Origin of the sequence: Anabaena sp. FACHB-1391 (genome assembly GCF_014696755.1) — a bacterium.
Lineage (GTDB): Bacteria > Cyanobacteriota > Cyanobacteriia > Cyanobacteriales > Nostocaceae > Dolichospermum > Dolichospermum planctonicum.
In genome coordinates, this window is sequence record NZ_JACJQS010000008.1 from 43,706 (window position 1) to 62,930 (window position 19,225).

21 protein-coding genes are annotated in these 19,225 nt (G+C 38.6%); 10 read left to right on the forward strand and 11 right to left on the reverse strand.

Going from position 1 to position 19,225, the window contains the following annotated elements:
• Positions 1-53 precede the first annotated feature (53 nt).
• Positions 54-659 (forward strand): GNAT family N-acetyltransferase, encoded by a 606-nt coding sequence (locus H6F62_RS05640; protein WP_228036606.1) that lies wholly within the window; start codon positions 54-56, stop codon positions 657-659.
• Here the strand turns inward: H6F62_RS05640 and H6F62_RS05645 are convergent.
• Genes H6F62_RS05645 through H6F62_RS05655 form a run of 3 tightly spaced genes read right to left on the reverse strand, consistent with a single transcriptional unit; the run spans position 651 to position 2,672 of the window.
• Positions 651-1,790, reverse strand: a complete 1,140-nt coding sequence (locus H6F62_RS05645; RefSeq protein WP_190371539.1) for a histidinol-phosphate transaminase — start codon at positions 1,788-1,790, stop codon at positions 651-653. The two genes, H6F62_RS05640 and H6F62_RS05645, sit on opposite strands and share 9 nt — an antisense overlap.
• Before the next feature lie 37 nt (positions 1,791-1,827).
• A complete protein-coding gene (locus tag H6F62_RS05650) occupies positions 1,828-2,460 on the reverse strand; it encodes a YqiA/YcfP family alpha/beta fold hydrolase (protein WP_190371540.1) in 633 nt (210 codons plus the stop codon).
• Between the two features lie 2 nt (positions 2,461-2,462).
• Positions 2,463-2,672 (reverse strand): hypothetical protein, encoded by a 210-nt coding sequence (locus tag H6F62_RS05655; protein ID WP_190371541.1) that lies wholly within the window; start codon positions 2,670-2,672, stop codon positions 2,463-2,465.
• Between the two features lie 239 nt (positions 2,673-2,911).
• Here H6F62_RS05655 and H6F62_RS05660 point away from each other — a divergent pair, with 239 nt between their 5' ends.
• The 4 genes from H6F62_RS05660 (at position 2,912) to H6F62_RS05675 (ending at position 6,995) form a co-directional block, all read left to right on the forward strand.
• A complete protein-coding gene (locus tag H6F62_RS05660; RefSeq protein ID WP_190371542.1) occupies positions 2,912-3,775 on the forward strand; it encodes a hypothetical protein in 864 nt (287 codons plus the stop codon).
• A 140-nt stretch (positions 3,776-3,915) separates the two neighbouring features.
• A complete protein-coding gene (locus H6F62_RS05665) occupies positions 3,916-4,707 on the forward strand; it encodes a THxN family PEP-CTERM protein (RefSeq protein ID WP_190371543.1) in 792 nt (263 codons plus the stop codon).
• 339 nt (positions 4,708-5,046) lie between these two features.
• On the forward strand, positions 5,047-5,982 hold the full coding sequence (locus tag H6F62_RS05670) for a hypothetical protein (protein ID WP_190371544.1): 936 nt from the start codon (positions 5,047-5,049) through the stop codon (positions 5,980-5,982).
• A 476-nt stretch (positions 5,983-6,458) separates the two neighbouring features.
• Positions 6,459-6,995, forward strand: a complete 537-nt coding sequence (locus H6F62_RS05675) for a sterol desaturase family protein (RefSeq protein WP_199306394.1) — start codon at positions 6,459-6,461, stop codon at positions 6,993-6,995.
• 175 nt (positions 6,996-7,170) lie between these two features.
• On the opposite strand, the gene gor is transcribed toward H6F62_RS05675, so the two are convergent.
• Both gor and H6F62_RS05685 read right to left on the reverse strand, forming a co-directional pair.
• Positions 7,171-8,547, reverse strand: a complete 1,377-nt coding sequence (gene gor, locus H6F62_RS05680) for a glutathione-disulfide reductase (RefSeq protein WP_190371545.1) — start codon at positions 8,545-8,547, stop codon at positions 7,171-7,173.
• A gap of 170 nt (positions 8,548-8,717) precedes the next feature.
• On the reverse strand, positions 8,718-9,533 hold the full coding sequence (locus H6F62_RS05685) for a sulfurtransferase (protein WP_190371571.1): 816 nt from the start codon (positions 9,531-9,533) through the stop codon (positions 8,718-8,720).
• A gap of 53 nt (positions 9,534-9,586) precedes the next feature.
• Here H6F62_RS05685 and H6F62_RS05690 point away from each other — a divergent pair, with 53 nt between their 5' ends.
• The 3 genes from H6F62_RS05690 (at position 9,587) to H6F62_RS05700 (ending at position 12,961) form a co-directional block, all read left to right on the forward strand.
• Positions 9,587-10,498 (forward strand): MnmC family methyltransferase, encoded by a 912-nt coding sequence (locus H6F62_RS05690; RefSeq protein ID WP_137908540.1) that lies wholly within the window; start codon positions 9,587-9,589, stop codon positions 10,496-10,498.
• Positions 10,498-11,250 carry an RNA methyltransferase gene (locus tag H6F62_RS05695; protein ID WP_137908541.1) on the forward strand — a complete coding sequence of 251 codons (753 nt, stop codon included), beginning with the start codon at positions 10,498-10,500 and terminating at the stop codon, positions 11,248-11,250. The genes H6F62_RS05690 and H6F62_RS05695 overlap by 1 nt, the downstream gene beginning before the upstream one ends.
• Before the next feature lie 181 nt (positions 11,251-11,431).
• Positions 11,432-12,961: a serine hydrolase gene (locus H6F62_RS05700; protein ID WP_137908542.1), complete on the forward strand. Its 1,530-nt coding sequence runs from the start codon at positions 11,432-11,434 to the stop codon at positions 12,959-12,961.
• Between the two features lie 247 nt (positions 12,962-13,208).
• Here the strand turns inward: H6F62_RS05700 and dprA are convergent, their stop codons facing one another.
• The 6 genes from dprA to H6F62_RS05730 all read right to left on the reverse strand — a co-directional run bounded on the left by dprA (position 13,209) and on the right by H6F62_RS05730 (position 17,970).
• Positions 13,209-14,333 carry a DNA-processing protein DprA gene (gene dprA / locus H6F62_RS05705; protein WP_137908544.1) on the reverse strand — a complete coding sequence of 375 codons (1,125 nt, stop codon included), beginning with the start codon at positions 14,331-14,333 and terminating at the stop codon, positions 13,209-13,211.
• Between the two features lie 283 nt (positions 14,334-14,616).
• Positions 14,617-15,276, reverse strand: coding sequence for a DUF2301 domain-containing membrane protein (locus H6F62_RS05710; RefSeq protein ID WP_137908545.1), 660 nt, complete (start codon positions 15,274-15,276; stop codon positions 14,617-14,619).
• A gap of 80 nt (positions 15,277-15,356) precedes the next feature.
• Complete coding sequence (locus tag H6F62_RS05715) at positions 15,357-16,085, reverse strand: ABC transporter ATP-binding protein (RefSeq protein ID WP_137908546.1); 729 nt, start codon at positions 16,083-16,085, stop codon at positions 15,357-15,359.
• Between the two features lie 98 nt (positions 16,086-16,183).
• The gene (locus H6F62_RS05720) at positions 16,184-16,411 is read right to left on the reverse strand and encodes a ferredoxin family protein (protein ID WP_137908547.1); all 228 of its coding nucleotides are present in this window, start codon (positions 16,409-16,411) and stop codon (positions 16,184-16,186) included.
• Between the two features lie 39 nt (positions 16,412-16,450).
• Positions 16,451-17,656 (reverse strand): ATP phosphoribosyltransferase regulatory subunit, encoded by a 1,206-nt coding sequence (locus H6F62_RS05725; protein ID WP_190371546.1) that lies wholly within the window; start codon positions 17,654-17,656, stop codon positions 16,451-16,453.
• Complete coding sequence (locus tag H6F62_RS05730) at positions 17,656-17,970, reverse strand: hypothetical protein (protein ID WP_190371547.1); 315 nt, start codon at positions 17,968-17,970, stop codon at positions 17,656-17,658. Before H6F62_RS05730 ends, H6F62_RS05725 begins: the two co-directional genes overlap by 1 nt.
• A gap of 419 nt (positions 17,971-18,389) precedes the next feature.
• Here H6F62_RS05730 and H6F62_RS05735 point away from each other — a divergent pair, with 419 nt between their 5' ends.
• Together H6F62_RS05735 and H6F62_RS05740 are read left to right on the forward strand one after the other, a co-directional pair.
• Complete coding sequence (locus tag H6F62_RS05735; protein ID WP_137908549.1) at positions 18,390-18,644, forward strand: CTB family bacteriocin; 255 nt, start codon at positions 18,390-18,392, stop codon at positions 18,642-18,644.
• Positions 18,645-18,785: 141 nt separating this feature from the next.
• A complete protein-coding gene (locus H6F62_RS05740; RefSeq protein WP_137908550.1) occupies positions 18,786-19,205 on the forward strand; it encodes a hypothetical protein in 420 nt (139 codons plus the stop codon).
• Positions 19,206-19,225 lie beyond the last annotated feature (20 nt).

Genomic DNA, 19,225 nt, shown 5'->3' on the forward strand with positions numbered 1-19,225 from the left:
GAGTATAGCTGGCAACAGTTTAAAGTATAAATCAAATTAATCCTTAACTAGCCTTGAAATCCTGGTTTTTTCACCCTCCCCACCCCCAATTAAGCTCAAAAACTGGTAATCTATCTGTCGGACTACCTCAAGTTCGTGTAGCTACATCTGATGATTTGATGAGTATCGCCCAAATTGTTGCTGAAAGCTTTCACTCCCAAAAGGGTTTATGGGGTTGGGCTTTCCCTTTATTTCGTTTGGGCGTTTACGAGGATTTAAGGTATCGTCTCCAGTTTCCCACACACCATCATGTTTGTTTGGTTGCTGTTGATACTACCACTAAAGATCCTGAAATCATGGGAACTATAGAAATGGGTGTGAGAACCAGTAATTCTTGGGCCGGTATCAGCAAATGTTTTCCTTACTTGTCTAATTTAGCAGTTCACCCCAATTACCGGAGATTGGGTGTGGCTTCTAGCTTACTAATTCACTGTGAGCAAATTTCCCAAGAATGGGGATTTCAAGACCTATATCTCCATGTCTTGGAAAATAATCATCAAGCTCGTCAGCTTTATTGTAAGTTAGCATATCGGGTGTATAAAGTCGAATCTCTTTGGAACGCGCTTTTACTTAATCGCTCACGGGAGATATTGCTACATAAACATATACATCTACGATAAAGCTGCTTGTATCCGTTCTATTGTGCGACTGTTCTCCGCTGGTGTACCAATGGTGATTCTTAACCCGTTGGGTAGAAGTCTGATTAATGTACCTTGACTTCTAAGCTTTTGGTTGAGATTCGTTAAAACGTGATTTTCTGCGTCCTGATAGCCAGGTTTAACACGCAAGTAAATAAAGTTAGCTCTGCTGGGTGTAATTTCTAAGATTGAGTGTACTGATAAAGCTGTAATTACTTTGGTTCTTTCATTCAGGGTTTGGGGAATTGATTGTAATAAAAGTTGCCGATTTTCCAAAGCCATGAGAGCGGAAGCAATGGAAAAACTCGGAAGATTGTAGGGAAGACGGACTTTTTCTAAAATAGCGATCGCTTGTGGATGTGCGATACAATACCCTACACGCATGGCTGCAAGACGGAACGCTTTAGAAAAAGTACGTAATATTATCCAGTGAGGATGTTGTAATAATTCTGCTGCTAGAGTAGTTTGGCTAAATTCAAAGTAAGCTTCGTCAATGACTACTAAAATCTCTTCTGGTAAACTTTTCAACCATGTTATTTCTGCTGCTGTTAAGCAATTAGCTGTAGGGGAATTGGGGTGGACAACAAAAACGACGCGAATGGGGGGATTTTGGGTTTGTATAATTGCAGATTTTGCGGCTTCTAAATCAGTTTCAAAATTGTGTTGATTTCTCCCAATTGTCACCACAGAAATTCCCAAAGTTTGGGCTAAAATTGCATACATTGAGAAAGTGGGATTAGCGACTAAGATAGAACCTTCTCCTCTTAAACAAGTCGCAATCAATAGGGATCTAATTAATTCATCAGAACCATTACCAACGGAGATATTAGCAGCAGTGAAAGTTGAATTTGCCAGATTTGCTGATTCATTAACATATTCAGATATAGCATTTTTCAGAGATTCATGACCACCATCAGGATAACGATTAGTTTCGATAATTTGTTGATAAATAAAACCTAATTTTTCTTTGATTTCTGGTGGTAGATCTAAAGGACTTTCATTAGTATCTAATCTATCTTGGATATTAACTGGTTCAGTGCTATCACTTCCGGGGTGAGGTTTGTAAGCGTTAAGTTGGGATAAATCAGAGCGAATAAATTTGAGATTTTGCATTGGTAATAGTAAAAAGGTCTTAATTAACTTTTATTGTTCATAATAGTTGACAAAATAGAGAAATTTCTTGCCAGATTTCTTGACTAACATTCCCTAAAGCGTGATCACTATTGAACTCTTTTAATTCTACCCAACTACGGGAATTAGAAAAAGAGCGACTAGCCTGGACAGGGATTACTTTATCATATTTACCATGTAAAATCAAGGTCGGGAGGGGACGTTTTAATAAATCTTCTGAATATTGGTGAGCATCCTTAACAAAGTTATAATGTAGAGGAACTAATTGTTGATAGCCATAATGGTAAATCATCATATATTTTGTTAATTCCCATAATTTTAATCCTGTTCCTAATTTTGGTAACCAATGGGATAAAAAACCGAAAGCTGGTGCTAATAAAATTAGTCGTTTTACTTGTAAATATTCTTGTGCTATGTAAGCAGATATCAAACCTCCTAAACTAGAACCAATGAGGGTGACAGGTTGAGAATCTGGAGGAAGATTAGCAGTAATTTGTTGAATTTGTCGAGTTATAGTTAAATCAGAAAATCCACCTATATTTAAGTCAGGAATAGACATTGATATTTGGAGTTTTGATAATCTTTGTTGAATATCTTGGGCTTTTTTGGATTTAGGACCAGAAGCGAAACCGTGAAGATAGAGATAATTCATAATCAAGGAGTTTTTATGGTATTAATTACAGAATCAATCACAGTATAAACACAGGGAATAGCGATCGCATCTACATCTATTTTTAGGATACCATAATATAGCAATAATATAGTAAGATTAATTAGGGATTGGTCAATCACTCTAAAAAGAATACCAGATAAAGCCTTTATCCTTTTTTCGTTCCCAACTGACTGCTGTATAATCAAATCCACAGAGGAAACCGCAAAATAAAAGTAAATACACTAAAAATTGAGGTTTTCCGATGAATAAGATAGTAAGTGCTTAACCGTGCTGGTAATTTGGTGATACTATGGTGATACTATCCCTGTGCAGTTTTCTCTAATTTATCCAATTTACTTTTTTTTACAAAAAGTGCTTGACCGTGATGGTAATTTAGTGATACTCTCCGTATAGAGTTTTCTCCAATTTACTTTATATCATCATACATATCATGATGCCAAAAATCAAGCAATTAACAGCCTTACGCAACTCAGCCATTCTAGGCCTTTCCTCAATAGTCCTTTCTGCCGTTAGTCTTCCCGCACAAGCTATTAATCTAGTGCAGAATGGTGATCTAGTTCCCAATCAAACAATACAAAATACGTATTCAAATACACAGCATCGTGTTAACATTTCAAGTGGCACAAATAGTAGTGATATCCCAAACTGGACTTTTACTGCTCCTGGTAACACTACTGATAGCTGGCTGAATGCCTATGCAGTTATAACGCCAACTGGTAACGCCGCCAGTAAAGCCGGCGAAGCGTATGCATTAAACCTTGCAAATGGACAGACTGTTAATTCTCCTACTGGTGGTTCAGGGTGGTTCGTTCAAATGGACGGAGATACAGAACATGGAGCCAGATTGACTCAAACATTAACTGGTCTTACGGCAGGGAAGAACTATCAGGTCAGCTTTTATCAGGCAGCAGCAACTGTTATTGGAGGACCTGCATTCAATCAACCCACTTATAACCGCATCGCAGTTTTTTTTGGTAGTGATTTTAACACTTATCAATGGGCGGATCAGATCAACATGGCTGTTAGCCAGAACGTTACACAGTGGCAGAAACAAACCATGACCTTCACCGCTTCCGCTCCCACCCAATATCTTGCTTTCCTCAATGTAGGTGGGCCAGTTGGTCAACCCCCCATGGCACTATTATCAAGTGTTTCACTCGAAGAAGTAACGCCGCCAACGCCTGTTCCTTTTGAAACCGATGCTCTGCCTATTGTTGGTAGTATGATTGCCTTTGGTTTTGGTCTGCGGGCTAAACAAAAACTTGCTCAAAAGAAATTAGTAAACTTTCAATAGTTTAGGACTTACGCGGTATTCCTCTGCTTCTATTTATCCAATTTACTTTTTTTTACAAAAAGTGCTTGACCGTGATGGTAATTTAGTGATACTATCCGTGTGGTGTTTTCTCCAATTTACTTTATATCATCATACATATCATGATGCCAAAAATCAAGCAATTAACAGCCTTAGGCAACTCAGCCATTATAGGCCTTTCCTCAATAGTCCTTTCTGCCGTTAGTCTTCCTGCCCAGGCGATTCAATTAAATAGCTTAACAGGTTTCTGGACAAGTGTTAATGGCGGAGCCAATGTTACCGGTTTGCAGACTAACCAAGTTCGTTGGGGGGATCCTGTGTCAGGAAGTGGACAAAGTGGGTTGGGTTTTGTGGGTTCCGCGCCTCCGTCTGTCTCATTCCCCGTTAATACGAATTTTGTTTTGGGGACATTAACTCATTATAATTTCGTAGTCGCCGGTGGCACTGCGGCAAGTGGGGCTAATTTGGGGATCTCCTTAAATCTTTCTAATGCGGGAGAAACGATTAATCCTCAGTTTAACTATGCTTTCAATATTGATGAAACAGTGAATCAGGAGGGCAACGTTGATGCGTGCGATCCCACTAAACAAATTAGCAGTGTTCCTTGCGATGATGTCATTACCTTTGATAATTCCCAACAGCAGATTTTTATCCTGAATGGGAATCAGTATGAGTTGAAAATCTCAGGATTTAGTAGTGATCCAACCAATTTCTCGCCGATTGCACAATTTACGACGATCGAACGTCAAGAAAATAATGCCTATCTCTTGGGTAAAATTACACCACTAACGCCTGCAACCCCTGTTCCTTTTGAAACCGATGCTCTGCCCATTGTTGGTAGTATGATCGCTTTTGGTTTTGGTCTGCGGGCTAAACAAAAACTTGCTCAAAAGAAATTAGTAAAGTTTGAATAGTTTGAGATTTGCGCGGTATTCCTCTGCTTCTGTGGTAGAAACGCGCTTTTGATTTGGGTTTCATTGCTTAGATATTAGACATCTTGGCAAAAGAATATAAAACCCTTGTACAGTCAAGGGCGATGCCTCTTTTCTGGAGATGTCTATTATTTAGATATTATTACGGGAAAAAAGCCATTTTGGCTTCCTGGGACAAAACCCTCAAACTGTGGAATTTGCAACCAGGTCAGCATTAATTATCAAAGAAAAGCTAAGAATAATTACTTGACAGCGCTGGTAATTTAGTGATACTATCCGTGTGGTGTTTTCTCCAATTTACTTTATATCATCATACATATCATGATGCCAAAAATCAAGCAATTAACAGCCTTACGCAACTCAGCCATTATAGGCCTTTCCTCAATAGTCCTTTCTGCCGTTAGTCTTCCCGCACAAGCTATTAATCTAGTGCAGAATGGCGGGTTTGTTCCCAACAATATTGGATCATATAGATCATCGGGCATAAATGCGGGAACGGGCACATCTGGTACTCTACCTTCTGGTATCACTTTTGACGATTGGACTGTAACGGATAACCCGAATAATGTTTCTGGTTATGTCAATACTTTAATGTACGTTGTTTCAGATGGTAACACCTTCTCAGCAGAAGGTGGTGTGGGGATGAATAACAAGGGAGACAATCAAAGAAAAAGTTGGACTCTTTTTGCCTCTTCAGGACAAACGGTTAACAGCATTGACGAAACTGGGTGGTATATAGCCTCAGATGGTGATCCCCTATATAGTGCAAGTATCAGCCAACTGGTAAGCGGTCTTACTGTCGGTAAAGAATACACCCTGAAATTTTCCCAAGCGGCGGGACAGTTTGACTGTAACTTCGGTAACCAATCAAATCGGTCAACAAGCTGTTTAGAAAGAGGAACTTATTTTGGTGAGACCAACAGACACTGGAATGTTACTTTTGGTGACGTAACTCAGCAGTCAACAAACATGGCACTCGCTAGTCAAGCTCCTGTTACTCCTTGGCAGTTACAAAATATGAAGTTTACTGCTACTGCTCCAACTCAAACACTTTCCTTCTTAGCTTTTGGTACTCCAGGAGGTCAGCCTCCTGTAGCCCTATTGTCAGGAGTTTCACTCGACGACGGAACGCCGCCGCCAACGCCTGTTCCTTTTGAAACCGATGCTCTGCCTATTGTTGGTAGTATGATTGCCTTTGGTTTTGGTCTGCGGGCTAAACAAAAACTTGCTCAAAAGAAATTAGTAAAGTTTGAATAGTTTGAGATTTGCGCGGTATTCCTCTGCTTCTGTGGTAGAAACGCGCTTTTGATTTGGGTTTCATTGCTTAGATATTAGACATCTTGGCAAAAGAATATAAAACCCTTGTACAGTCAAGGGCGATGCCTCTTTTCTGGAGATGTCTATTATTTAGATATAGATATCATTAAAGTCAAAAAAATCAAAAAAATTTGAGAAATGCAACAATGATCACGTTAAATATTTTCCGATTGTGTGTATGGTTGGTATTACTGTCCATCATTTTCATCCCACTGGAAAGACTTACCCCCCAAAACCGACAAAAGGTATTCCGTAAAGAATTTTTGATAGATGTAGGCCATTACTTCCTAAATAGTCTTCTCCCCCCGGCAATGCTTATCTTCCCTATGCAAATCGTTGCCTGGGTAGTTCATCATCTTGAACCGATTGGGCTGTATGGATGGGTGGGAAGTCTGCCCTTTTTATTGCGTTTTGTAATGGCAATAATCGTGGGAGAGTTCGCAGCTTACTGGATTCATCGTTGGTCTCATGAAATTCCCTTTCTGTGGCGTTTCCATTGTATTCATCATAGTGCCAAAGAGATGGACTGGCTTGTTAATACCCGCGCCCATCCCCTGGATATATTCTTTACCAGATTATTTAGTTTACTTCTAGTGTATGTTCTCGGTTTCGCACAGATAACTAGTAAGACAGCCGATTTGGTGCCGATGCTTTATGTCTTTGTTGGTACAATCTGGAGCTTTTTCATTCATGCTAATGTCTGCTGGCGTTTCGGTTTTCTAGAGAAGTGGGTATCAACTCCTGCTTTTCACCATTGGCATCACACTAATGATGATCCGAAATATATAGACAAAAACTACGCCGCCATTTTACCAGTAATGGATATAATTTTCGGTACATTTTACCTACCAAAGAATCGATTACCAAGTCAATATGGTATTGATATGCCCGTTGCACCCAGTTTTAAGGAACAAATTTTGCAACCTTTAACAATATTTAACAATAAGAACTAAGGCATCCTTCAAGTAGCTTAGGACTAGCTCAATTTATTTAATTTAATTTTGATAATATGTTGAAGTTAATAATCGCTTGTAAGCAAGCCTGAGGTTAATATGAAGCGATTGTATTACTTGATTGAACGGTGCGTTACGCTGTCGCTAACGCACCCTACAAAATAGACTACAAATACTATCTCATAGTGACAAATTCCTCTGCTGCGGAGGGGTGAATACCGACGGTAGCATCAAAATCAGCCTTAGTTGCACCCATTTTAACAGCTATAGCTACACCTTGAATAATCTCTGCTGCATTGTCTCCCACCATGTGAGCGCCTAAAATCTTATCAGTTTGATTGTCTACAATTAATTTCATCATGGTTTTTTCTTGCTTACCCGCTAAAGTGTAATACATTGGGCGGAAATTGGTACGATAGATTTTAATATCATCACCATACTTTACCCTAGCTTGAGACTCTGTTAAACCCACTGTAGCGGCTTCTGGAGTGGTAAATACCGCTGTGGCCACGGTTTCATGACTAAATTTTCGACGGTTATCACCAAACTCACTATCGGCAAAAGCGCGTCCTTCACCAATAGCAACCGGAGTTAAATTTAATCTGTCCGTAACATCACCGACAGCGAAGATATGAGGTTGACAAGTTTGACTATACTCATTTACGGATATAGCATTGGAAATACTGTATCCTGGTTCTGCTTCTGAACTGGGAACACAGTCAAGTTGAGCATTTTCTAAACCTAGTCCTTCAATATTGGGACTACGACCGGTTGCTACTAAAAATACATCAGCAATAATTGGTTCTTGATTTTCTCCAGATAAGGTTAATTTTAACCCTTCTGTTACTTTTTCTATGGCTGTGACTTCGGTATTTTGAATAATGCGAATACCATGATTTGTCATTCCTTCTTGAATACTGGTGCGGATATCTTGGTCAAAACCATTTAAAATTTGTTCCTTACGAATAATTTGTGTAACTTCTGAACCTAAACCGCGCATAATACAAGCAAATTCACTCCCAATGTAACCAGCACCAATAATAGCGATATGTTTCGGTTGAGTTTTCAAGTGAAAAATCTCATTAGAGGTAATAGCGTGTTCTATACCTGGTATTTCTGGTTTTATAGGACGACCACCTACAGCAATTAGAATTTTATCTGCTGTATATTTTTTACCATTAACTTCAACTGTATGCGGATCTATAAAGGTAGCACGACCAGAAATTAATTTTACACCAGCTTTTTCTAAAAAACTGATGTGTAGTTTTGAAAGTCTGTTAACTTCATTATCTATAGATGTAATAAAATGTTCCCAATCAAATTTTACATCTCCTACTGTCCAACCATAACCTGCTGCTTCTTGAAATTGAGCAGGAAAATGAGAACCATACACCATAAGTTTTTTAGGTACACAACCGCGAATTACACAAGTACCACCAACTAGATCATATTCAGCAATTGCTACTTTTGCACCATAACTAGCTGCGCGTTTAGAAGCAGCTAAACCACCTGAACCAGCACCAATGACAAACAGATCATAATTAAAGCTCATAATTCTCTACCTCTTTTAGCCAAACAATTAACAATGTATCCTAAATTATTAATAATGTATCATAATTTATTAACAATGTATTGTTAGCAATTGACACTGTACTGCAAACAATTGACAATTGAATACTATTAATAATTACTGATTAATGATCATAAACTACTGACTACTAACTAATAACTAATCCAATCACTCCAACTACCAGCGTAAAGTTTAGCGGTAGAAATTCCAGCTATTGCTAAAGAAAGTAGATTTACACAAGCTGTAATACCAGAACCACAATAAACTAAAATTTCTTTAGTTGTATCTATATTTTCCCAGCGTTGAGATTGTTGTAGTTGAGGAAGTATAACACCAGAAGGGTCAGTTACTTCTTGCCAAGGATAATTAACAGCACCAGGAATATGTCCAGCAATTTTATCAATTGGTTCTTTTTCTCCACGATAACGTTCTCTTTCTCTAGAATCTACCAAAATTACATTTGGACTATTTTGGCAATTTTTAACATAAGCAAAATCTACGACTTGATCTTTTTGTACTTTGGGAATAAATATTCCTTTTTTAGAAATAGGAATGACATTTGTCACTTCATAACCTGCATTTTTCCACCCTGAAAAACCACCATCTAAAACAGCTACTTGTTCATGTCCTAAATACTGTAATAACCACCATAAACGAGAAGCAAAAGCTAAACGAGAATCATCATAAGCTATTACTAAAGTTTTTTGAGAATTTATACCAATTGCTGCTAATTTTTCCGCTAGTTCTGTAGTATTGGGTAAAGGATGTCTTCCTCCATGTTCTTTTACAGGACTAGATAAATCTTGATTTAAATCTAAATAGTGAGCATTGGGGATATGATTAGTATAATACTGCTGTTTTCCTAATTGTGAATCAGTTAAAGAAAACCGACAATCAATAATTATAACATCAGGATTGTGAAGATGATCAAATAGCCATTGTGGAGAAACAGTGAATTGATTTATCATGATCATAGATAATCGGTAATGAGTAATTAACAACTGATTTTTTTGTTGATAAAATGTCGAATTTAGAAGATTTTACACCACAACAAACACAAGATGGTTCTTTTACCTTCTTTTCTAAAGAATTTAACGAAGCCTTTCACAGCCACTATGGAGCAAAACAGGAGAGTTTGCTCAAGTTTGTGATTCCCACTCAATTACCAATATTAGCAAAGACGGGATTTGTGCGATTGTTAGATATTTGTTATGGTTTAGGATATAACACAGCAGCGGCTTTACAGACAATTTGGGAAATAAATCCTCATTGTCATGTAGAAGTGATAGGCTTAGAAATAAATCCCGCAGTCCCCATAGCAGCAATTACCAATCAGTTATTTGATGGTTGGGACGAAAAATATATAAAACATATCAAAGTTTTCAGTCAAATAGCTTTTGAGCATGAAATCAAAATAGATCATCTTCAAGCTACCTTACTCATTGGTGATGCTAGAAGCTTGATTTCACAAGTATATGAATCTGGTTTTCAAGCGGACGCAATTTTTCTTGACCCTTTTTCACCTCCCCAATGTCCGCAATTATGGACTGTGGAATTTATTAAAAAAGTATCAGAGTGTTTAGATAAAAATGGATTAGTTGCTACTTATTCCTGTGCGGGGGCTGTACGGACTGCGTTCTTAACTGCTGGCTTGGTTGTAGGTTCGACTTCACCAGTAGGAAGACGCACCCCAGGGACTATAGCAGGATATCATGAACATGAGGAAAAATCAAGTAAATCATCTTTTTTAGCTCTTTCCCCAGCGGAAGAAGAATATTTACTAACTCGTGCTGCTATTCCTTACCGAGATCCTACTTTAAGGGATTCTGCGGAAGATATACTAAAAAGACGACAAGAAGAAGTACAAGCTTCTTCTCTAGAATCAGCCTCACAATGGCGCAAAAGATGGTTAAAATCAGGAAATCATAAATAATGATCACAGAAAATATTAGTATAAAAAATAGTTGCAGTCATGTGATAATAGTATTGGTAGAACCAGCAGGTCCGTTGAATGTAGGTTCAGTGGCCAGAGTGATGAAAAACTTTGGCTTATCTAAATTAATATTAGTCAATCCTCAATGCGATCGCTCATGTTTTGATGCTACAAAAATGGCAGTTCATGGTCAAGATATTTTAGCATCTGCGGTCATAGTAGACACATTACCACAAGCATTGCAGGGCTGTGTTCGTGCCATTGCTACCATTGGTCGGGACTACAGTGGAGAAATACCTGTAGAAAACCCGCGCACGGCTTTACCTTGGTTATTAGAAACACTAGAAAAGCCCGTAGCTTTGATTTTCGGGAGGGAAGATAGGGGGTTAACCAATGAAGAATTAAATTATGCCCATAAATTAGTGTTCATTCCCACTAGTCCAGAATATCCATCTTTGAATTTAGCGGCTGCGGTTGCCATTTGTTGTTACGAATTGTCACAATCTAGTAGTCTATTCATAGATGATAATAAAAGCACTGTAGAAATTGCTCCCCTAGATGCTATGGAGGCATATTATCAAGAATTGGAATCATTACTGCTGGCTATAGGTTATCTTTATCCCCATACCGCAGCTAGTCGCATGGAAAAATTCCGCCATTTATATAACCGCGCTTACTTACAAACTGGGGAAGTGGGGATGTTGCGGGGGATTTTACGACAGGTAGAATGGGCAATTAATAGGTCAAAATAATGAAAACCTTTATCCGCGACCTGGGTGATTATCAGCCCAGTAATTACCCAAAAAGTACCCAAAAAGATAAATATAGTGTAAAGTAGATACAAAAATGCTACTTAGTCCTAGACGGTAAACTAAGTATCACGGTGCATCAATTAATAATAATAATCTGGGTCGAAGGTGGCAAGGAGTACCTATGTCAGAATCAAGTAACAAACTGATACCTATATCACGGGGGCAGCCAGTACAGCGTCGCCGGCGTAAACGTGCAGTCCCAAAGACAGGACAGAAAAAAAGCGGTCAGCAGCCAGTTTCTAGCCCAAGAGAAGCGGGAAAAGTAACACGTCTAGATAATAATAATATCAGTCCGGCTCTGATTTCGGCTGGGGGGCGAAAACCAGCATCACAGGTGATGGTGTATCCAGGGGTTAAAACCGTAACTACAGTTAAGAAAAATACTCAATTTTCCCAAGGGGGGACTGTGAGGTTAAGGACTGTACCCATAGAAAAGTCAAAAATAGAAAGAAAAGGATCACGCAAGACTAGGTTAAAACCCATGGCCAAAGTCATGTTATATGCCTTGCGCTTTTTGATCGTCGGGGTAGGTATTGGTGCGATTGTTGGTACTTTGTTGTCAGTCCTAGACCCTGCTAGTCGCATTAATTCAGTGGCGGTATTATCTCAAGCTCCAGCAACTCAAAAAGCCCCTGAGTCTGCTAGGACGGGTTTATATATGTCCCAGGAAATTACCCCTTTAAAAAATACTCTGCAAAGCCTCGCTGCGGCTAATTCTGATTTAACACCGGGTGTATTTTTATTAGACTTAGATAATGGTGCTTATGTAGATATTAATGGTAATACGAGTTTTCCGGCCGCTAGTACGATTAAAATCCCGATTTTGATCGCTTTTTTCCAGGATGTAGATGCGGGTAAAATCCGTTTAGATGAAATGTTGACTCTGGAAAAGGAGATGATTGTCGGTGGTTCGGGAAATATGCAATATCAAGCTCCAGGTGGCAAGTACACGGCTCTTGATCTGGCGACAAAAATGATTACAATTAGCGATAACACCGCGACAAATATGCTAGTTGCTAAATTGGGGGGACAGGAGGCTTTAAATGGGCGTTTTCGCAGTTGGGGACTAACAACAACGATGATTCGTAGTCCGCTCCCAGATTTACAAGGGACTAATACCACCAGTGCGCGAGAATTGGGGAATTTAATCTCTATGGTCAATCAAGGTAATGTGGTGACTATGCGATCGCGTGATTCAATGCTTAATATTATGAGCCGTACGGAAAGAGATAATCTTTTACCTGCTGGTTTGGGAAAAGGCGCAAATGCGTACCACAAAACTGGTGATATTGGTACAATGTTAGCAGATGCGGGTTTGATTGATGTCCCGACGGGTAAGCGTTATATTGCGGCTATTATGGTACAACGTCCAAATAATGATCCTCGTGCTGAAAAATTAATTAGTTCTATTTCCAGTTCTGCTTACCAATACTTTAGCCAAGCTACAGTACAACCTAGTAATTTTACTAATAATCAACCTAATCAACCTATTCCTAATTATCAAGTACCGATTCAGCCTGTTCAGCCTGTTCAGCCTTTTATTCAAGCGCCGATGATCAATCCAAACGTACCAAATGGAATGGTTAATAATGTACCTATGGGTACTTATCAAGCCCCGATAATCACTCCCCAATATTATCCACAACAATAAGCAAAAGGAAGAAGATATAGCGATTAGAGGTATAGCGATCCAAAAAAGCTAACTAATGCTAACATTAGCTTTTGAGTTACTGTTAATTAGCCCTGTCTAATGAAGTACACAGTAATTTATTCCCTATTCCCTATTCCCTATTCCCTATTCCCTATTCCCTATTCCCTGTCACCGTGGCGTAGCACCTGTCACCGTGGCGTAGCACCTGTCACCGTGGCGTAGCACCTGTTCCCTGTAACCTGTTCCCTTACAGTTTTTGATATCGCATTCCCGGAAGTTGGGTAACTAAACCCATAAGTTCTAACTGTAATAAAGAACTGGATACTATTGCAGCATTCATTCCTGTTTTTTGAATGATAAAATCAAAAGATAAAGCATCAATGGCTAAAATATTTATTATCTGTTGTAATTCCGGTGCTAAGTTAGGTATAGGAGGAGATTTAACTAGAGGTGTTTCTATTTCTATATCTATTTGGGGAATTGCTCCCAACATGATTAATAACTCATTAAGTTCATGATTAATTAAACCCGCACCTTGACTAATTAATTTTAAACAACCCTGTGATGGTTGCTCATCAATTCTTCCCGGTAACGCATAAACATCTCGACTAAATTCATTAGCATAGGTAGCTGTAATTAAAGCACCAGATTTTAGCGGCGCTTCCATAACTAATACCGCACGACTCAAACCAGCAATAATTCGATTTCGACGGGGAAAATGGGTGCGGTTCGGTGGCGTTTTTGCGGGATATTCACTAATTACTATCCCAGATTTCAAAATCTGTTGATATAAATCTCGATTTTTATGGGGATAAATAACATCTACACCTGTTCCCATAACTGCTATTGTTCTTCCTCCCGCTTTCAATGCTGCTGAATGACTTTCGGTGTCTATTCCCTCGGCCATACCGGAAACAACGGTAAAACCATTTTTTGCTAATGCGGTACTAATTTGACGAGTCCATTTAATTCCGTATTCTGTGGGTTGACGAGTTCCCACAATTCCTACCAGGGGTTTTTGTCCTAAATTTTCCTGTAAATCAATTTCACCTCGATAATACAACAGCGGGGGTGGAGTAGGAATTTCTCGCAATAGTTGGGGATATTCTGGGTCTGCTGGTGTCCAAAACAGGGGGTTTATTTGTTGGTGTTGGGTAAGTAGTTGTTCGGGGTTTAAACGGAATCTTTGTTGAACAACTTTTTCTAAGGTCTGAATTCCAAAACCTTCGACTTTTCGCAATTCTCCAGGACTGGCTTTCCAAGCTGTTTCTAAATTACTAAAGTGCTGTTGTAATCTTTGTATTAGTATTGGACCAATACCAGGAATTTGTGACCAAGCTAACCAGTATTTACGTTCTTCTATACTTGACATTTTTGCATATTTAACCTTTGCTAAGTCCTACAAATTATCTAAAGCAGGAAAACGAACCACTCCAGGCACAGAGGACACGGAGGAATAAAAGTCTAAATTCATACTAATTAGGGTGATTCTAAATCGCGGCTACACAGATAAAACCTACCTGCGTGGGTTGGAAAGGCTTGATTTTCTGTTAGTCTGTGCAAGGTGGATCTGGTTTGTGTAGTAGTGTATTATATTCGCTAAAAAGTTTTCAAACATCCTCTAAGATATTTTTTGTGGGTGGTTGACTGTTTTTTTATTGGGAAGTCTTTAAATGTTGCTTTTTTAAATAATCAAATACTGATTTATCTCCAATGTCGGGAGGAATAGGTTGAATGATTTTCCGCACTGCAAAAATTAAAAAGCAAATTGTCCAAGTTGCTAATAAAATCTGTTCGGTTTGGGTGGATAAAATTCTTGTTAAATGTCCTAATAATAATATGGGAACTATGGGAGTTAAGATTTTAGTTTCTAAACGATTAAAGCAAAAACCTTCTTTAAAATAAATTCCTGTTAAAGCTGCAAAGGTGAAACCAATACCTAATATGGTCAATGGTTGATTATAAACGGTAATTGCAAAGGCTTGACTATCACTATGGGCGAAAATTAAGGCGGAAATGCTACCAATTATCCAGAAAATTTGCAAAATTTGGTGCAAAAATTTCATATAAATATGAATGGTTAATAAACTAATACCAAGTGCCAGACTAAAACAGGTGTAAATAGGTGTAATGGCTTGAATTACAGCGGGTTGGGGAGAAATTAAAACTAAACTACTACCCAGGGCAAAACACAATGCTGCTATCATTAATCCTGTACGATACATTATCACACTTTGGCGATCGCTCTGAGTAATTATAAATTCCCCAAATTGTCCTTGATATATTTCCGGTGATAATATTGTTTGTGTGGTCATATTCTTTAATTGTCTAGTCGTTTGGTTTTATATCCCCAACTTTTTTAATAAGTCGGGGTCCGATTTTGATTTGATTTGATTTAATGTCTCTTCCCAGCACCTAAATATAATTCTCCCACTTTTGGATCATGTAATAATTCTCTACCAGGTCCTGAGATAGCGTCTTTTCCTGATTCTAACACATAACCTCGGTCTGCCATTTCTAAGGCTTTACGGGCATTTTGCTCTACTAAAACTATAGCAGTTCCCGATCGGTTAATTTCCTTAATTTGCTCAAATACCTGATTTACCAAAATGGGAGATAATGCGGCTGAGGGTTCATCTAAGAGTAGTAAACTAGGTTCTAACATTAATGCTTTCCCCATGGCTAACATTTGTCTTTCTCCTCCAGAAAGAGTCCCCGCTCGTTGACGCAAGCGATCGCTCAATCTCGGAAACATATTGTATATTTTATCTTTAAGGGGTTTTAATGGCGTATTCCTGACAAAAGCCCCCATTTCTAAATTTTCATCTACGGTTAATGATGGAAAAACATTCGCAATTTGCGGAACATAGGACATACCTTTTTCTACAATTTGATTAGATTTTAAACCTACCAAATTCTGATTTTTAAAGGTAATTTTTCCGGTATGGGGTGTTAATAGTCCAAAAATAGTTTTTATTAATGTTGATTTACCCGCACCATTGGGACCAATTACTGTTACCAATTCCCCATTGGTAACGTGGAAGTTGATACCTTGTAAAATGTCTACATCTTTAATATATCCTGCGTGGACATTTTCTACTTTTAATAAATAATTATTCGTCATTTGTTAGTTGTTATTTGTCGGTTGTTATTTGTTAGTTGTCAGTTGTCGGTTATCAGTTGTTTTTCTTTTACCACTGACCACTGACCACTGACCCATGACTATTTTGGGGTTTTTTGCAATTCTGGTCTTTCTTCTGCCAAAATCGCATTTTCTACCGGACAAACTTGGAGACAGATGCCACAATCAATACAAGTAGCAAAATCAATCCAGTACCAATCTGTGCCTTTGACGTTTTTCCCTGGACCTTCATGAATACAAGCTACTGGACAAGCTTCTACGCAGTCAGCAACACCTTCACAAACGTCTGTAACAATACTATGTGGCATTTTTCCGATTCCTCCTCTTTTTTGTCCGTTATTCTTGACTTAGGATCCTGCTTCGATGGTATGAGAACCATCAGCTTTAATCCAAGCAATTTTGGTAATGGAGCGATCGCTTGCATATTGACGAATCGCGCTTACATCTCTTCCGCCTAAGTCTATTTCTACTCTCAATAACTCAGTATTGTCACGCATTTTTTGCGCATAATCAAAAGCCGCAGCTTCAGCGCCAGGAGTTTCTGGAACTACCAACCAATGACTAGCGGGGATATTTTGGGGTAATTGCTGATTAAATGAGAGAATTTGGTATAAATCATCAATACTCAGTTCAAAGCCGATACCGGGAATACTTTCACCTTGGGGATGATATAAACCTAGTAATTGGTCATAACGACCACCTCTTCCTAAAACCTGTGCTTGAGATTTTGTATCACTCACTACTTCAAATACAATGCCTGTGTAGTAGTCAATGGTTTGAATTAGGCTCAAATCAAGGATTAATGGGAATTTACCCTCTAGTAATTCTACCAGAGACTTGAGATTATTTATTGCTTCGTCCTGGTCTGGTTCTAGATCTAGACTACTGACTTTTTCTAAAACCTCTTGACTATCACCCCGCAAATCTAACATGATTTTAGCCCGCTGGTGTAGTTCTTCGCTCAAAGGCAAGGTATCAAGAGTTACATAATCCAAATGAGCGATCGCAGTACGGACTTGATTTCTAATTTCCGGGGGAAAAGCATTAAACAGGGAGCGAGTAATTCCCGCTTCCCCCAGAATTAACCGCCACCCTTGTAAATCCAATGCTGTGAAACAATCTGCTACTAATAGCAATACTTCCGCATTAGCTAATAATCCTCCCGCTCCCAGTAACTCCACCCCAGCTTGATAATACTCTTGCTGACGATTATGGCGGCCTTCCCAATTACGACGAAACACATTAGCATTGTAATAGAGTCGCTGGGGGTAGGTCGCATTTGTCATGCGAGTTACCACTGTCCGGGCGATAGATGCCGTCAATTCTGGACGCAATCCCAATTCTTCATTTTGACCATTTTGGAGTTGAATCACCATCTGACGCTGAATTGCTTCACCGGCCATCAAGGTATCCATTCTTTCCAGGGTTGAGGTGATAATCCTGTGATATCCCCAACGCTGAAATACTTGTTCTAATCTATCTTCAATCCAGCGTTTTTGCGCTACATCTAAAGGTAATAGATCCCTGGCTCCCGCTGCTGGTTGATACACCATTATTTTTTCTTCCCACCAAACAAACCGCCAAACAAACCGCCATTTCCAGACTTATCTGGTTGCTTCTCTTCATTTTTGGAAGAGTAATTCACTGGAGAATCACTATTTATCTTTCCTAAAGCCTGATCTACTTTGGGTTTCCATTTCCAAGCGATATTATCCTTGGGATTGAACTTCAGAGCGTTATCACAGTGAATTTTTGCCATTTTCAGTTGATTTTGCTTTAAATATACCATTGCTATCAAGCCATGGCAATGACTATTTCGCTGCTCTAATTTTAAGGCATCCTGTAATTTTACTGCGGCTTGGGACAATTAGTTTGTTTCTAGTAAATTTTCAGCGCGACGCAGGTATTTTTCTGTTAAGGATTCTTCTGTTAATGGTCAAGTGGGAGTTGAGGATAATTTTTGACTAAGTATATATATTTAATCAACCCCACCCCTAACCCCCTCCTCGCTTGGGGGGAGGGGGCTATGATTTGCCTTATTTAAGTGGATAATGCCTTATGTGATAGGAAATCATAGCAGAAATTTTTTATTTAGTGAACATAATTGAGTCAAATTGGCGTGTATTTTTCGGCAATATTTAGTTCTAAATTTGGTAATTAAGTTTGCAGAAAATGAGAATGAATTATCTAATCACTCCTCGATATTCTATGAACAAGCGAGGGGGAAAACGGCAACCGAGCAGTAAACAACCCCCAGCGATAATTCAAATCAAGGAGAATTCAGTCATGTCTACTTTATTTACCGCAGTATCTGTTGAACAACAAGAAATCGTAGCTGGTGGTGGTAGTGCTTTACTTAATGAAACTTTCATAAGCGCTCTCAGAAATGTACAAACAGGATATAGTATTTCAAACTTGAATGGTAGCCAAACTGGAAGTCAACAAGCTGTTGAAAAAATCAATTCTGCTGGTCGTCAAATTGGACTAGCTGATTTTCCAACAGTTATCTTACCAGCACAATTGTTCAACCAAGTAATGTAAGTAAGTTAACGAAACAAATTAAGCAGGTAGTCAGAAATATACTTGAGTTCTGATCTTTTCTACCTGCTGCAAAGAAGTGGTAAAAGAGAATAAAAATCTAGGATCATTTAATAGTATTTAATGATCGTTGAGATTTTACTCATGGCACTTCTCGTAACAAATTGGAGAAAGATTTATGTATCACAAAAAATGATACATAAATCTTATTTTTTAGAAGCAAGAGGTTTTACCATGTCTGATCATATAGAAATAGAAAACTCCGACCTGTTCATAAATTTATCAGAAAAAGAACAAGAGTCTATATCCGGGGGTGGGTCATCATCTTCACCCTTGGAAAGGTTTGATATATTTTACCAAAATATAAATATATCTACTAGGGGAATGAGTGAAATGAATGTTTCTCAAGGAAACTCTAGCGGATATGTGAGAAATGAAACTGAATATCAATTTTCTCAAACAACCTTTATTTTATCTTCATTATTTGGTAGAGGTGGTGGCCGTCGTCGCAATAGAAGCAGAAAAGGTAATAGCTTTTTAGCGAGTATATTTAATCTTTTCTAGCACAAAAATAAAACCAGGAT

Coding starts and splice junctions, on each gene's coding strand:
- H6F62_RS05645 (WP_190371539.1), bottom strand. CDS start 1,790: ATGCAAAATCTCAAATTTATTCGCTCTGATTTATCCCAACTTAACGCT.
- H6F62_RS05650 (WP_190371540.1), bottom strand. CDS start 2,460: ATGAATTATCTCTATCTTCACGGTTTCGCTTCTGGTCCTAAATCCAAA.
- H6F62_RS05660 (WP_190371542.1), top strand. CDS start 2,912: ATGATGCCAAAAATCAAGCAATTAACAGCCTTACGCAACTCAGCCATT.
- H6F62_RS05665 (WP_190371543.1), top strand. CDS start 3,916: ATGATGCCAAAAATCAAGCAATTAACAGCCTTAGGCAACTCAGCCATT.
- H6F62_RS05670 (WP_190371544.1), top strand. CDS start 5,047: ATGATGCCAAAAATCAAGCAATTAACAGCCTTACGCAACTCAGCCATT.
- H6F62_RS05675 (WP_199306394.1), top strand. CDS start 6,459: ATGGCAATAATCGTGGGAGAGTTCGCAGCTTACTGGATTCATCGTTGG.
- gor (WP_190371545.1), bottom strand. CDS start 8,547: ATGAGCTTTAATTATGATCTGTTTGTCATTGGTGCTGGTTCAGGTGGT.
- H6F62_RS05685 (WP_190371571.1), bottom strand. CDS start 9,533: ATGATAAATCAATTCACTGTTTCTCCACAATGGCTATTTGATCATCTT.
- H6F62_RS05690 (WP_137908540.1), top strand. CDS start 9,587: ATGTCGAATTTAGAAGATTTTACACCACAACAAACACAAGATGGTTCT.
- H6F62_RS05695 (WP_137908541.1), top strand. CDS start 10,498: ATGATCACAGAAAATATTAGTATAAAAAATAGTTGCAGTCATGTGATA.
- H6F62_RS05700 (WP_137908542.1), top strand. CDS start 11,432: ATGTCAGAATCAAGTAACAAACTGATACCTATATCACGGGGGCAGCCA.
- dprA (WP_137908544.1), bottom strand. CDS start 14,333: ATGTCAAGTATAGAAGAACGTAAATACTGGTTAGCTTGGTCACAAATT.
- H6F62_RS05710 (WP_137908545.1), bottom strand. CDS start 15,276: ATGACCACACAAACAATATTATCACCGGAAATATATCAAGGACAATTT.
- H6F62_RS05715 (WP_137908546.1), bottom strand. CDS start 16,085: ATGACGAATAATTATTTATTAAAAGTAGAAAATGTCCACGCAGGATAT.
- H6F62_RS05720 (WP_137908547.1), bottom strand. CDS start 16,411: ATGCCACATAGTATTGTTACAGACGTTTGTGAAGGTGTTGCTGACTGC.
- H6F62_RS05725 (WP_190371546.1), bottom strand. CDS start 17,656: ATGGTGTATCAACCAGCAGCGGGAGCCAGGGATCTATTACCTTTAGAT.
- H6F62_RS05735 (WP_137908549.1), top strand. CDS start 18,390: ATGTCTACTTTATTTACCGCAGTATCTGTTGAACAACAAGAAATCGTA.
- H6F62_RS05740 (WP_137908550.1), top strand. CDS start 18,786: ATGGCACTTCTCGTAACAAATTGGAGAAAGATTTATGTATCACAAAAA.